The 12,958-nt window shown below is 63.9% G+C and carries 14 protein-coding genes and 1 tRNA gene; 8 read left to right on the top strand and 7 right to left on the bottom strand.

The features are described from left to right. Positions 1-813 (bottom strand): DUF3108 domain-containing protein, encoded by an 813-nt coding sequence (locus J0H39_07740; GenBank protein MBN9496630.1) that lies wholly within the window; start codon positions 811-813, stop codon positions 1-3. Positions 814-920: 107 nt separating this feature from the next. Here J0H39_07740 and J0H39_07735 point away from each other — a divergent pair. From J0H39_07735 to msrA, 3 genes are all read left to right on the top strand, one after another. Then, positions 921-995 (top strand) — tRNA-Val (locus tag J0H39_07735). A gap of 240 nt (positions 996-1,235) precedes the next feature. Further along, positions 1,236-1,577, top strand: coding sequence for a hypothetical protein (locus tag J0H39_07730; GenBank protein MBN9496629.1), 342 nt, complete (start codon positions 1,236-1,238; stop codon positions 1,575-1,577). A gap of 47 nt (positions 1,578-1,624) precedes the next feature. Next, positions 1,625-2,275: a peptide-methionine (S)-S-oxide reductase MsrA gene (gene msrA / locus J0H39_07725; GenBank protein MBN9496628.1), complete on the top strand. Its 651-nt coding sequence runs from the start codon at positions 1,625-1,627 to the stop codon at positions 2,273-2,275. 2 nt (positions 2,276-2,277) lie between these two features. On the opposite strand, the gene J0H39_07720 is transcribed toward msrA, so the two are convergent. From J0H39_07720 to J0H39_07695, 6 genes are read right to left on the bottom strand one after another with little or no spacing between them, the layout of a single operon-like run. Beyond that, positions 2,278-2,502 carry a hypothetical protein gene (locus J0H39_07720; protein MBN9496627.1) on the bottom strand — a complete coding sequence of 75 codons (225 nt, stop codon included), beginning with the start codon at positions 2,500-2,502 and terminating at the stop codon, positions 2,278-2,280. Beyond that, positions 2,499-2,813 carry a hypothetical protein gene (locus tag J0H39_07715; protein ID MBN9496626.1) on the bottom strand — a complete coding sequence of 105 codons (315 nt, stop codon included), beginning with the start codon at positions 2,811-2,813 and terminating at the stop codon, positions 2,499-2,501. Before J0H39_07715 ends, J0H39_07720 begins: the two co-directional genes overlap by 4 nt. Continuing rightward, positions 2,810-4,087, bottom strand: a complete 1,278-nt coding sequence (locus J0H39_07710; protein ID MBN9496625.1) for a glycosyltransferase family 4 protein — start codon at positions 4,085-4,087, stop codon at positions 2,810-2,812. The genes J0H39_07715 and J0H39_07710 overlap by 4 nt, the downstream gene beginning before the upstream one ends. Next, positions 4,084-5,028: a methyltransferase domain-containing protein gene (locus J0H39_07705; protein MBN9496624.1), complete on the bottom strand. Its 945-nt coding sequence runs from the start codon at positions 5,026-5,028 to the stop codon at positions 4,084-4,086. The genes J0H39_07710 and J0H39_07705 overlap by 4 nt, the downstream gene beginning before the upstream one ends. Before the next feature lie 2 nt (positions 5,029-5,030). After that, a complete protein-coding gene (locus J0H39_07700; protein ID MBN9496623.1) occupies positions 5,031-6,011 on the bottom strand; it encodes an NAD-dependent epimerase/dehydratase family protein in 981 nt (326 codons plus the stop codon). 4 nt (positions 6,012-6,015) lie between these two features. Continuing rightward, positions 6,016-8,034, bottom strand: a complete 2,019-nt coding sequence (locus J0H39_07695) for a cobalamin-dependent protein (GenBank protein ID MBN9496622.1) — start codon at positions 8,032-8,034, stop codon at positions 6,016-6,018. A 268-nt stretch (positions 8,035-8,302) separates the two neighbouring features. Here J0H39_07695 and J0H39_07690 point away from each other — a divergent pair, with 268 nt between their 5' ends. The 5 genes from J0H39_07690 to J0H39_07670 all read left to right on the top strand — a co-directional run bounded on the left by J0H39_07690 (position 8,303) and on the right by J0H39_07670 (position 12,906). After that, the gene (locus tag J0H39_07690) at positions 8,303-9,055 is read left to right on the top strand and encodes an ABC transporter ATP-binding protein (protein ID MBN9496621.1); all 753 of its coding nucleotides are present in this window, start codon (positions 8,303-8,305) and stop codon (positions 9,053-9,055) included. Continuing rightward, entirely contained in the window at positions 9,048-9,752 is a 705-nt protein-coding gene (locus J0H39_07685) for an ABC transporter ATP-binding protein (GenBank protein MBN9496620.1), read from the top strand. Before J0H39_07690 ends, J0H39_07685 begins: the two co-directional genes overlap by 8 nt. A 21-nt stretch (positions 9,753-9,773) precedes the next feature. Further along, positions 9,774-10,985: an ABC transporter substrate-binding protein gene (locus J0H39_07680; GenBank protein MBN9496619.1), complete on the top strand. Its 1,212-nt coding sequence runs from the start codon at positions 9,774-9,776 to the stop codon at positions 10,983-10,985. Positions 10,986-11,056: 71 nt separating this feature from the next. Continuing rightward, positions 11,057-11,944, top strand: coding sequence for a branched-chain amino acid ABC transporter permease (locus J0H39_07675; protein MBN9496618.1), 888 nt, complete (start codon positions 11,057-11,059; stop codon positions 11,942-11,944). Further along, the gene (locus J0H39_07670) at positions 11,944-12,906 is read left to right on the top strand and encodes a branched-chain amino acid ABC transporter permease (GenBank protein MBN9496617.1); all 963 of its coding nucleotides are present in this window, start codon (positions 11,944-11,946) and stop codon (positions 12,904-12,906) included. The genes J0H39_07675 and J0H39_07670 overlap by 1 nt, the downstream gene beginning before the upstream one ends. Positions 12,907-12,958 lie beyond the last annotated feature (52 nt).

The raw sequence follows: 12,958 nt of genomic DNA, 5'->3' as shown, positions 1-12,958 counted from the left end.
TCAGTCGATCTCCGCGCGCGCGGGCATGCGGCGCACATCGCGCAGATGCCCGACCACCGTGCCGAACCACAGCGTGAATTCGATACGCACCGGCGCCAAAACGGCGCTATCGGCGACGGGGGCGAGATAGACGGTACCGACGCGCTGTTCGCCCGACACGCGGACCGAAGGGTTGCGCTTGCGCCCCGCGATCGGGATCCATTCGAATTCGCAGGCCCGCGCCTCGCCTTCGAAATTCGACGCGTTGTGGCGCGCCACGCGCTGCATGCCCTTGTCGGTGAACGCGACGTCGTAGCGCTGGCGGCCGTCGAACACCTTCACGCGCGCGTCGCACTTACCGGTCTCGTTCACGCTGCGCAGCGCGTAGACCAGCGCCGAGACGGGATCGACCGCCCCTTCGCGCAATTCGGGGGGAACTTCGTCGCGGTCGTCGTCGCGCGCTTCGGGCACCGTATCCATGCGCACGACGCGCCCGTGCTCGAACACCAATTCCACTTTGCGCGGGTTGCCGCGGAACATGCCATCGACGCGATAGGAGGTGGGTACGGGATCGTTGCCCCGGAAGAAACCGGTGACCTCGGTCTGCGAACGCCAGGAGACGAGCCAATCGAGCATCCCGGCCGATTCCTGGCGCGAGGCGAACTGGTAGTTCTGGCCGACCATCGCGAAGGCCAAAGTCAGGCTGGCGATCCGCCCGCCGGCGGTCACATCGAAATCGACCTCGTACCGGTCGCCGGAGGTGAAGGCACCGGCCGGCGCCGCGAACAAGGCGGCGGCCAATCCCAGGGCGGCGGGGCGGAGTCCCTTAAGCATGTCCATAAGATAGGGTATTTTCGCCCGCCGCCAAGGGCCGGTTCCTTGACAGTTTGTGACGCCCGCCCTATACCCCTGCCCCACCGCCGCTTTTGGCCGATGGCGACGGGCGCTTAGCTCAGCGGGAGAGCACTGCTTTCACACGGCAGGGGTCGCAGGTTCAATCCCTGCAGCGCCCACCATCCGGCCCCTCCGAACCCACGCGGTTCGTGGCTTATCAAGATCCCGCAAATCGTAGCGTCTGAATACCGGAAGGCGATGCAAATCGCGATTCCGCGTGACGCAATTTTTACATTCAGTCGCGCGTTAACAATTAAAGCGCGCATCGTCTAATTTCCGCGCCGCAGTTTAACGCTTGATTCATCGGCAGCCCTCAAATTGACTCGCAGATCAGCACTCTACGAGTCGAACGGATCATGCCGATGGAAAACACACCCGCGCCGCACAATCCCCAAGCCGCCGCCCCGGCAACGCCGGAGGCGCCGCGCACGCTGATCAACGATCGCATTTTCATCGGCTCGAATTCCGTCGCCCAATGGTTCGTCACGCTGGGCACGCATGAGGGCAAGCCCGTGCTGCTCGCCCATCAAGTGTTCCTCGACGCGCCCAAGCATATGGGTGCGGTCGCCCGCCAGCTCGCGGCCGGGCGCATCTTCGGATCGATGAAGCAGCTCGAAACCATGATGTCGCTGCGCCACAGCTTCGACGTCGCGGTGTCGGACGGCGAGCGTATGCGAATCGAACGCCATCTGAAGGGCCTGTAACCTTCGGGGCTTCGCGCACGAACCGACCGGCGAAAGCGAGGTTCCCCATGTATCTCTTCGCCCGCAAAAAAGCCGTCATGCCGTCGCCGGCCGAGGCGCTGCCCGGACGCGACGAAGCGATCGCCGTTCCGACCCGCCATTTCGTGCTCGGCACGCCGTTGAAGCCGCCCTTCCCGGCGGGCACGGAAACGATCGTCGTGGGCTTGGGCTGCTTTTGGGGTGCCGAACGCAAGTTCTGGCAATTGCCGGGGGCGGTTTCGACCGCCGTGGGCTATGCCGCCGGCTACACCAAGAACCCGACCTACGAAGAAGTGTGCTCCGGCGCCACCGGCCATAACGAGGTCGTACTGGTCGCCTTCGACCCCGCGCGTCTGAGCCTCGAAAACGTGCTCAAGACGTTTTGGGAAAGCCACGACCCGACGCAGGGCATGCGCCAGGGCAACGACGTGGGCACGCAATATCGCTCGGGCATCTACGTGAATTCGCCCGAACAGCGCGCGGCCGCCGAAGCGTCGAAAGCGGCGTTCGGGGCGGCGTTGGCCAAGGCCGGCTATGGCCCGATCACGACCGAGATCGTCGATGCGGGCCCGTTCTATTACGCCGAGGCCTATCACCAGCAATATCTCGCCAAGAACCCGGCGGGTTATTGCGGCCTGGGCGGCACGGGCGTGTCCTGCCCGATCGGCGTCAAAGTCTAACGCTAACGGTCGTTCGCCGGCGCGGGCCGGGCTTCGGCAAGCCATTTCGCGATCGCCGCCCGGATATCGGGCGGCAGCTTGCCGATTTCGTCCCACGCCTGGGCCGCGACGATTTCGTCGCCGGTGCGCGCCGCGCGCGCGACCAATTCCACCAGCTTGGAATGGCTGCCGAAATTCTCGGCCAAGCGCAGCGCCAGATCCGCAAGTGCCGCTTGGTCGACGCTCACGCTTGCCCCAGATCGATCGCGAAGCCGCCGCCCGGCGGATCGGCGAGCGGCGTCACGGCGAAGATTTTGCCCGCGCGCTTGGCGTCGAGCAGATAGCGGCCCACCGGCTGGAACAACGTCTCCCCACCGCCCGGTGTGGCCGGGTCGATCAGCACCGCGTAACGATGCGGGGCCGGTGCGGCATGGGTGTCGATCAGCGCTTTGAGCTTCTCGAGCGCCGCGTCGCGCTTGAAGCCGCGCAGGTCGAGTGTGGCATGCGTATCGAAACCGCCGCGCCCCAGCATGGTGCGCGGGTCAAAGGCGCCGCTCATCGCAAGCGCTCGCGCACGTCGTCGAGCATTTGGCCGAAGCCGCCGATCCAAGGGTCCATGGCGTGATTTTGGCGCACATGCGCGAATGCCGCACGCCCCAATTTCACGCGATACGCGGCGTCGCCCGCCACGCGATCCATCGCCGCTTCGAGATTGGCGGCGAAAGCGGCATCGAATTCCTTCTTCAGCGGTTCGAAAGTCTGCCGCAGGAAGCCGTGCTCGTCGTACCACGACAATTTGCGCCGCCCTTCGACGGCGAGCCCGGTTTCGCCATGGGTGACGAATTCGTCCACCGCCGGCGCGTCCGACGCGATCACCGCCGTACCGGCCGCCATGCCTTCGAGCAGCGAGACGGTGTGGAGCCCGCAGGACGGCAGCAGAAACGCGTCGGCGCGCAAGAACAGATCGACGAAATCGGGATAGTCGAGCTTGCCGTCGACGATCTCGACATTAGGCAAGGCGCGCACGAAATCGGCGAAACCTTCGCCGAAGATCGACACCGGCAATTTGGTGCGCAGGATCAAGCGGCAATTGGGACGGCGTTTGACGAGATTGCCGTAGGCCGCCAGCGTTTCCATGCCGCCGCGCAACACGAAACTCGGCTCCGCCTGGAACCAGGAATTCGTGAACAAGAAGGTGCAGCCCTTGCGGCCGGCGCGCGCTTCTTGCGCTTCGCGCACGCGCGCTTCGATCGAAGGCGAGAACGCGTGACCGAAGGGAATGAAGCGCGTCTTGGCCGCGATCGTCGGGCTGTCGAACAGTTTACCGATCCAATCGACCGTATGCCGCAAATGCGCCGACAGCGCGCGGCAGGACGGGTCTTCCAGCATCGCCTTCACGAGCTTCCACACCGGCGTGCCATATGCGGTGCGCTCGGCCGACGTGCCGTGCCAGAAGAACGGGGCGAACAGCGCCAGCAATTCCTCGAGATGCGAAATCCACGGCCGTTCCATATCGGTGAACGGCATCGAATGCGGAAACACGAGATCGGGTTCGGCGGCGGCGACCTGCGCTTGGCTTTCGAGGTCGCGGGATTTGACGAACTCCGCCAACACGTCGTCGGCGATATCGGGCACGGCCTTGCGCAGCTTGGCGGCAAGATTGGCGAGGCCCCTTTCCGCTTTCGCGCGCGCCGCGTCGTCCGCCGCCGGTAGATCGAGCTTGAAGTCGTAGCCAGCACGGGGCGCCAGCAAGCTCGTCATCATCGGATGGTCGCCGCCGAGCCATTGGAAAATCGGCGTGCGCCACATCGCGGCGACCGTGAAATCCGTCATATCGTCGCGCCCAATCGCAACTCGACCAGTTCCGGCGTGACGTTCAGCGGCTGCGAGGCCTGCATCGTGGCGAACAGATCGCACGACCCTACGCCCGGCCGGTAAACGGGCTTCGCGGCGGTCGCATAGGGCACGGGCGGCAGCTTGGGATCGGGGAACAGGTTTTCGCGATGCAAAGCCGCGTGTTCCAAATTCCACGGCGCTTCTTCCATCAGCGTTTCCGCCGGCAGACGCGGCCGATAGTCCACCGCGCGCGCCACGCACGCGAACCGCGCCACCCCCGTGCCCGCCGGAATCCAGCGCGCGTCGAGCGGCATCATTTTGAGGAAGCGCAGGAAATGATCGAGCAGCGGCACGGTCATAAACCACGTATCCGTGGGCCCGTAGACATAGCCCGTGCCCGCGAAATTCCACTGCATCAGATAGGCGTCCATCGGCATGATCGCAGTTTCCACGATCATCAAGCCGCCGGGGCGCAGCAGGCTGCGCGCCGCCGCCAGCACATGCAGCGGCGAATGCACGTGATAGAGCATGCCCGACAGCACGACGACGTCGAAATCGAGGCGCGGCTTGGGCCCGCCCGCGAAACGATGTTCGGTCATGTCGCCGGCCACGCGTTCTTCCATCGACCGCACCAGCGAGCCCGACAGCACGCCGGGCACATAGGCGAAGGACACGTTATGCGCCGCGCGCACGGCCGCGACCTTCTCGCCGAAATCGAGCCCATCGACCGCGACCACACCCGACGCGCCGCGCTTGGCGAGGATCACGGGCACCAGCGCCTCCATCGTGCCGATATCGAGGCAGCGTTGGCCCTTCACATCGACGCGCGACAGCAGATCGCGGGTGATCGCGACGTTCGGGAAACGCTTGCCCGGCGTGATCACGCCCGGCGCCATTTCGATCGCGTAGTACCAATAGCGGTCGAGCAGATTGTCCATGATCACTCCGGCGCGAAACGCGATTGGCGACGAATGGCGCCGGGATCGGTTTCATGCGTGCGCTTGTACCAGGCAAAAACACGCGCGAGGGAAACCCGCAGCGGCGTGAATTTCAGCCCCGACAGCTTCTTGAGGCGCGTGGAATCGGTCACGCGCTTGTCGATGCCGCGCGCGCGCGCCGGATCGAATTTCACGCGCTCGGCGGGAACGCCCGCGATTTCCGCCAGCAGCATCGCGACGTCGCGGATCGGCTGGCCTTCGCCGCAGCCGACGTTCAACGGCGCCGCGTCGGAATAATTGTCGAGCGCCCACAGATAGGCGCGCGCCATGTCACGCGCATCGGTGATCTCGCGCACCGGTGCGCCGTCGCCCCAGATCGAGATGTCGCCCGCATCCGGCGTCCATTCCGCGAAGCGGCGCACGAGACCCGCGATCCAGGTGCAATCCTCGGGATTGTAGTTGTCGTCCTCGCCGAAAATACCCGACGGCACCAAACCGATCGCGTCGATGCCGAACTCCGCGCGATAGGCGCGCACGGCCGGTTCGATCAGGCGCTTGGCCATCGCATAGGAATAGGCGCTGTCATGCGGACGCCCGTCATGGATCTGGTCTTCGACATTGGGCTGGGGTGCGGCCGCCGGATACATTCCCGACGACAGCGTCATCACGGTCTTCGGGATTTTCGCTTCGACCGCGGCGTCCAGCACCGAGAAGGTCATCGCGACGTTGTCGCGCAAGATCCGCGCGGGGTAACGGCGCGCGAGTTCGATGCCGCCGGAAATCGCCGCGAGATGCAGGATCGCGTCGGGCTTGGCCGCGCGCACGAGGGCGAGCGTGGCGGCCGCATCGCGCAGATCCACGTCCTTGCGCGACACGAAGCGGAATTCGCGCTCGGGATATTCGGCGGCGAGAGCACGAAACCCCGCGCCCAGCACGCCCGTGGCGCCGGTGATCAGCAGGCGGCGATGCTTGGCGCCCGCCACGGCGTTAGAAATGGCCGGCGAGATGGCGCGCCATCGCCTTGTTGCCGTAGAGATAGGCGCCCTTCTTGTTGCCGTACCACACGACTTCGCGGCACCAATCGTCGAATTCGGGCCAAGCCTCCTTCGAGCGTTCGATGCGATAGGTCACGGGCTCGACCAGCAAATCCTCGTCGCGGCCTTCGAGCAGCGCGCGATAGTAAGGATAGATATCGCTGCCGATCGACACTTCGATATCGCCAAGCGCCCCCGGCTCCTTGACCATCGCGCGGTTCAGCTTGAACGCGTCGGCGATGCGCTCGCGCGGCAGCAGCGCGCGGTCGCGCGACAGCACGTCGAAGGTCAGACGCTCGGCTTCCTCGTAGAATGCGCCGAGCTTGCCGCGCACGACCAGATCGATGAACACGAATTCGTCGGCCGGCCAGTGGATGCCCAGCCATTCCTGCGAATAGACGTATTCGACTTCGCCGTTCTGGATGCGCATCGCGTAATCGTCGAAGAAGGCGCGGATCGAGCCGAACACCGGATATTTCGCGGGATCGGCGTCGAAGAACGCTTCGAGCAATTTGCGGAACGGCACGCCGCATTGCGCGTGCGTCACCAGGATCGGCACTTGCAGCAGCTTGTCGTAATGCACGAGCGCGGCCATCCACGAGAAGGCGCGCGCCTTGCGCCACTCGGGGCGCGGCATCGATTCCGTGGCGACGACCAGATCCTGCGTTTCGTAGATGCCGTCGGGATCGATCTCCAACGCGCCGTGGATGTTCACCACGCGATTGACGACCGTCTCCATCCCGAATTTCTTCTGATATTCGGGATCGCCCATCTCGGCGTTGGGCAGGATCGACAGATTGTTGAACTGGATGCGGTTGTGCTGGCCCGTCTCCATCAGCTTGGCCACGCCCTCGACCCACGAATCATAGGTCTCGCCCGGCAGGCCCAGGATGAGGTCCGAATAGGTCTCGACCCGGTCGCGGGTGAAGCGGCGCTGGAGTTCCTCGTAGGTGCCGAGCGCGATGTTCTGGCGCTTGATGGCTTTGAGCGTGCCCGGATCGAGCGATTGCATGGACAAGGTCACGCCCTTGTTCATGCCCGCGTCCGACAGGATTTTCTGTGTGAGATACGCGCGCTCGGTCGCGTTCTTGGTGTTCTGCACCGACACGGCTTTGGGATAGCCGGTTGCGGCCTTCGAATTCGCCAGGGCTTCGGCGATTTGGATGTCGCGCGCCAGGATGCCGAAATTGGCGTCGCAGCAGAAGATGAACTCGATCTTCTTCAGCGCGAACCAATCGATTTCGGCGAAGGCGCGTTCCAGATCGAATTGATAGACCTTGGCTTGCGTGGCCGAGCCCCAATCGCAGAACGTGCATTGGAACGGGCAGCCGCGGTTCGTTTCCCACAGCACGATCCAGTTTTCCTGCGGATTGGCCGCCATCAACCGGTCGAACGTGCCGTCGAGATAGGGCGACGGCAGATCCGCGAGATCGCGAATACGGTTTCCCTTGGGATGCACGACGAGCTTGCCGTCGCGGATATAGGAAAGATTGGAAATGCCGGTCCAATCGCGCGACGGGAACCGATCGAGCAGCTTGGTGAAGGGCGCTTCGCCCTCCCCGTTCACGGCCACATCGATGAATGGATTGTCGCGCAGGAACCCTTCGGTGCGGTCGGGCACTTGCGGGCCGCCGAACACGATCATCACGCCGGGCTTGCGTTCCTTCAAACGGCGCGCGACGGCGAGCGAGAGTTTCTCGTTCCACACATAGCAGGAGAAGCCGACGACATCGGCGTCGAGCAGATGTTCGACCGCCGCTTCCACGCGCAAGCGCTTGTAGATCGGCGGCAGGAACGTATAGCGCTCCGGCCGTCCCGAATATTTGCGCGTATAGCCTTCCATCAGGCCGCACGCGTAAGGCAGGTAATTCTGACCCGAGAAGGAATTGTTGATCTGAACGAGCGCCACTTTGCACGGGCTGTCCGGCACCGGCGGGTCGGGGATCTGCGGCAGATTCGGGGGCGTGGTCATGGCGCGTTTCGATCCGTTTTCTCGGGCCGGGGTGATCCTTTGAAACGGCAGGTTCCCGTTCTCGGTTCCCAACCTGCCGAGGTTAGCCGCAAAACGTCTAAAATTCGATTAACTTTCCCGTAAGCCCCTTGTCAGAATTACGTTCTTTCCTGCGAAATTACCGCGAAATAATCTCGCCTTCAAGCTTGGGGCGGTTGCAAGGGTACCCCGCAACCTGATAGGTCTGAAACCAACAAACGATAAGTACGCCTGACAGGGAGTACGCCTTTTGGCCGATAACATTCTCGAGACCGACGGGCTGACGAAGGAATTTCGGGGCTTCGTCGCGGTCAATAACGTCACGTTGCGCGTGCGCCGCCATTCGATCCACGCGTTGATCGGGCCGAACGGTGCGGGCAAGACGACCTGCTTCAATCTGCTCACCAAGTTCCTGATCCCGTCGCGCGGGCGGATTTCCTATAACGGCCGCGACATCACCGCGACCAAGCCCGCCGATATCGCGCGTTTGGGCCTCGTGCGGTCCTTCCAGATCTCGGCCGTGTTCCCGCATCTGTCGGTGCTCGAAAACGTGCGCGTCGCCTTGCAGCGCAAGCGCGGCGACTCGTTCGACTTTTGGCGCTCGCAATCGGTGCTGGACGTCTACAACGACCGCGCGCGCGAATTGATCGAATGGGTCGGCCTGTCGGAATACGCGCAAACGGTCGCGGTCGAGCTTCCCTATGGCCGCAAACGCGCGCTGGAAATCGCGACGACGCTCGCGCTCGAACCCGAGATGATGCTGCTCGACGAACCCACCGCCGGCATGGGCCACGAGGATGTGGGCCGCATTTCCGCGCTCATCAAACGCGTCGCGCAAGGGCGCACGGTGCTGATGGTCGAGCATAATCTTTCCGTCGTCGCCGATCTTTCCGACACGATCACCGTGCTGGCGCGCGGCGAAGTTTTGGCCGAAGGCGATTACGCGACCGTGTCGAAAAATCCGGACGTGGTGCAGGCCTATATGGGGGCCGGCCATGGCTGAGGCGATGTTGAACGTTGCGGGCCTGAACGCCTGGTACGGCGAAAGCCATATTCTGCACGGCGTCGATTTCCAGGTCCGCGAGGGCGAGGTCGTCACGCTGCTGGGCCGCAACGGGGCGGGCAAAACCACGACCATGAAATCGGTCATGGGCATCGTCGGCAGCCGCAAGGGCAGCGTGAAGTTCAAGGGTGCGGAAACGATCGACCTGCCCTCCTACGCCATCGCGCGCCAAGGCATCGCCTTCTGCCCCGAGGAGCGCGGCATCTTCGCCTCGCTCGACGTGAAGGAAAATCTGCTGCTGCCGCCCGCGGTCGCCGAAGGCGGCTTGTCGGTCGATACGATTTTCGAGCTGTTCCCCAACCTGAAAGAACGCCTGACGAGCCAGGGCACGAAGCTCTCCGGCGGCGAACAGCAGATGCTGGCGATCGGCCGCATCTTGCGCACCGGCGCCAAGTTGTTGCTGCTCGACGAACCGACGGAAGGTCTCGCCCCCGTCATCGTCCAGCAGATCGGGCGCACGATCCGGCGCCTCAAGAACGAAGGCTTCACGATCCTGCTGGTCGAACAGAATTTCCGTTTCGCGGCCACGGTCGCGGATCGGCATTACGTCATGGAGCATGGCCGCGTCGTCGACGAAATCGCCAACGACGCGCTCGAAGCGAATATGGGCAAGCTCCACGAATATCTCGGCGTCTAACCACAAACAGGGAGAACGACCATGAAAAGACTGAAATCCGTGCTGCTGGGGGCCGTCGCCCTGGCGGCCGTCGCCGCGGCCCCGGCCGTTGCGCAAACCAACGTGAAGATCGGCGTGCTGTCCGACATGTCGTCGCTTTACACCGATCTCGCCGGTGCGGGCTCGGTGCTCGCCGCGCGTATGGCGGCCGACGATTTCGGCGCCGCCGCCAAGGGCCTTAGGGTCGAATTCGTTTCGGCCGACCATCAGAACAAGGCCGATGTCGGCTCCAACATCGCCCGCCAATGGTACGACCGCGACGGCGTGGACATGATCGTCGACGTGCCGAACTCCGGCGTCGCCCTCGCGGTCAACGGCGTGACGCGCGAAAAGAACAAGGTGTTCCTGGTGTCGGGTGCGGCCACCTCCGCACTCACCGGCGAACAATGCTCGCCCAACACGGTCCACTGGACCTACGACACCTGGGCGCTCGCCAACGGCACGGGCAAGGCGATCGTGCAGACCGGCGGCGACACGTGGTTCTTCCTGACGGCCGACTACGCGTTCGGCCATCAGCTGGAAGCCGATACGTCGAACGTCGTGAAGTCGCTCGGCGGCCGCGTGCTCGGCGGCGTGCGCGCGCCGTTGAACACGAACGACTTCTCGTCGTTCCTGCTGCAGGCGCAATCGAGCCGCGCGAAGATCATCGGTCTCGCCAATGCCGGCGGCGACACGGTGAACTCGATCAAGCAAGCGGCCGAATTCGGCATCGTCAAGCGCGGCCAGTCGCTGGCCGGGCTGCTGGTGTTCATCACCGACGTGCACGGCCTGGGCCTGGATACGGCGCAAGGCCTGATCATGACGGAAGCGTTCTACTGGGATCAGAACGACGCCAGCCGCGCTTTCGCCAAGCGTTTCGCCGCCGCCAACAAGGGCATCCATCCCACGATGGTGCATGCCGGCGTCTACGCGTCGACGCTTCATTATCTGAAGGCGATCGAGGCGACGAAGTCGGCCGCCGACGGCAAAGCCGTGGTCGAAAAGATGAAGGCCACGCCGACCGACGATCCGCTGTTCGGCAAGGGCGAGATCCGCAAGGACGGCCGCAAGATCCACGACATGTATCTCTACGAAGTGAAGCAACCGTCGGAATCGAAGGGCGCTTGGGACTACTACAAGACCCGCGCGACGATCCCGGCGGCGCAGGCCTTCCGTCCGCTCGCCGAGGGCAAGTGCCCGCTGGTCGGCGGCTGAAGACGTAACGACGAAGGGGGCGGGATCGCCCGCCCCCTTCCCCGTTCTTCGATCACGGCGAAAAGAAAAGCATGCCCGATATTTTCGGAATTCCGCCCCAGGCGCTGTTCGGCCAGTTGTTGCTGGGCTTGATCAACGGCGCGTTCTACGCGCTGCTGTCGCTCGGCCTTGCCGTGATTTTCGGGCTGCTCAACATCATCAATTTCACCCACGGCGCCCAATACATGATGGGCGCGTTCGTGGCCTGGATGCTGCTGAATTGGCTGGGCGTGGGTTACTGGTGGGCATTGCTGATCGTGCCCGTGACCGTCGGCCTCACCGGCATCCTGATCGAGCGCACGATGCTGCATCGGCTCTACAAGCTCGACCATCTTTACGGCCTGCTGCTGACCTTCGGGATCGCGCTGATCATCCAAGGCTTGTTCCGCAACCAATTCGGTTCCTCGGGCCTGCCCTACGGCATCCCCGCGCAATTGCGCGGCGGCACGGATCTCGGCTTCATGTTCATGCCGAATTACCGCGGCTGGGTCGTCGTCGTTTCGCTCGTCGTGTGCCTCGCCACGTGGTTCGTCATCGAGAAGACGAAGCTCGGTTCCTATCTTCGCGCCGCGACCGAGAACCCGGCGCTGGTGCAATCCTTCGGCATCAACGTGCCGCGCATGATCACGCTGACCTACGGCTTCGGCGTGGCGCTGGCCGCCTTCACCGGCGTGCTCGCCGCCCCGATCTATCAGGTCAGCCCCTTGATGGGGGCCGACCTCATCATCATCGTCTTCGCGGTCGTCGTGATCGGCGGCATGGGCTCGATCATGGGCTCGATCCTCACGGGCTTCGGCCTCGGCATCATCGAAGGCCTGACAAAAGTGTTCTATCCCGAAGCCTCTTCGACGGTGATCTTCGTCATCATGGTGATCGTGCTGCTGATCAAACCCGCCGGTCTGTTCGGGAGGGCGCGCTGATGTCCGGCGAACCCGCGCAAGCCTCCACCGAGACAGGCATGCCCCGCCACCAGCGCCTGATCCTGGGCGCGCTGGTCGCGGCGCTGATCGTGCTGCCCTATATCCTCTACCCCGTCTTCCTGATGAAGGTGCTGTGCTTCGCGCTGTTCGCGTGCGCCTTCAATCTGCTGATCGGCTATGTCGGCCTGTTGAGCTTCGGCCACGCGCTGTTCTTCGGCTGGGCGGCGTATGTGTCGGCCCATTCGGCGAAGGTCTGGGGCTGGCCGCCGGAATTCGCGATCCTGGGCGGCGCCGCGATGGCGTTGGTGCTGGGCTTGGTCGTCGGCGCGCTCGCCATCCGCCGCCAAGGTATTTACTTCGCGATGATCACGCTGGCCTTGGCGCAGATGGCGTTCTTCTTCGCCCTGCAAGCGCCCTTCACCGGCGGCGAGGACGGTTTGCAGCGCGTGCCCCGCGGCACGATGTTCGGCTTCCTCGATCTGCGCAACGATTACGTCCTTTACTACGTCGTCGCGGCGATCTTCCTGGCGTCGTTCCTGCTGATCTACCGCATCGTCCACTCGCCCTTCGGCCAAGTGCTGAAGGCGATCCGCGAGAACGAGCCGCGCGCGATCTCGCTCGGCTACCGCGTCGATCACTACAAGCTCGCGGCCTTCACGATGTCGGCGACGCTCGCCGGCCTCGCCGGGGCGACCAAGGCGATCGTGTTCCAGCTCGCCTCGCTGACCGACGTGCATTGGTCGATGTCGGGCGAAGTCGTGCTGATGACGCTGGTCGGCGGGCTTGGCACCGTCTTCGGCCCGATGATCGGTGCTGCCGTTATCGTGTCGATGCAGAACTATCTGGCCGAACTCGGCCAGTGGGTGACGGTCGTGCAGGGCGTGATCTTCGTGGTCTGCGTGCTCGCCTTCCGGCGCGGTATCGTGGGCGAGATCGCGGCCAAGATCAAAAAGCCACTTTAGAGCGACTCGGAAGCTCGTATTAGATTTCCCCTCCGGCACGCGGACAAACGCG

This window comes from Alphaproteobacteria bacterium, assembly GCA_017308135.1.
Lineage (GTDB): Bacteria > Pseudomonadota > Alphaproteobacteria > CACIAM-22H2 > CACIAM-22H2 > Tagaea.
The sequence above is the reverse complement of the archived record's forward strand: the minus strand, read 5'-3'. Positions and strand labels throughout refer to the sequence as shown.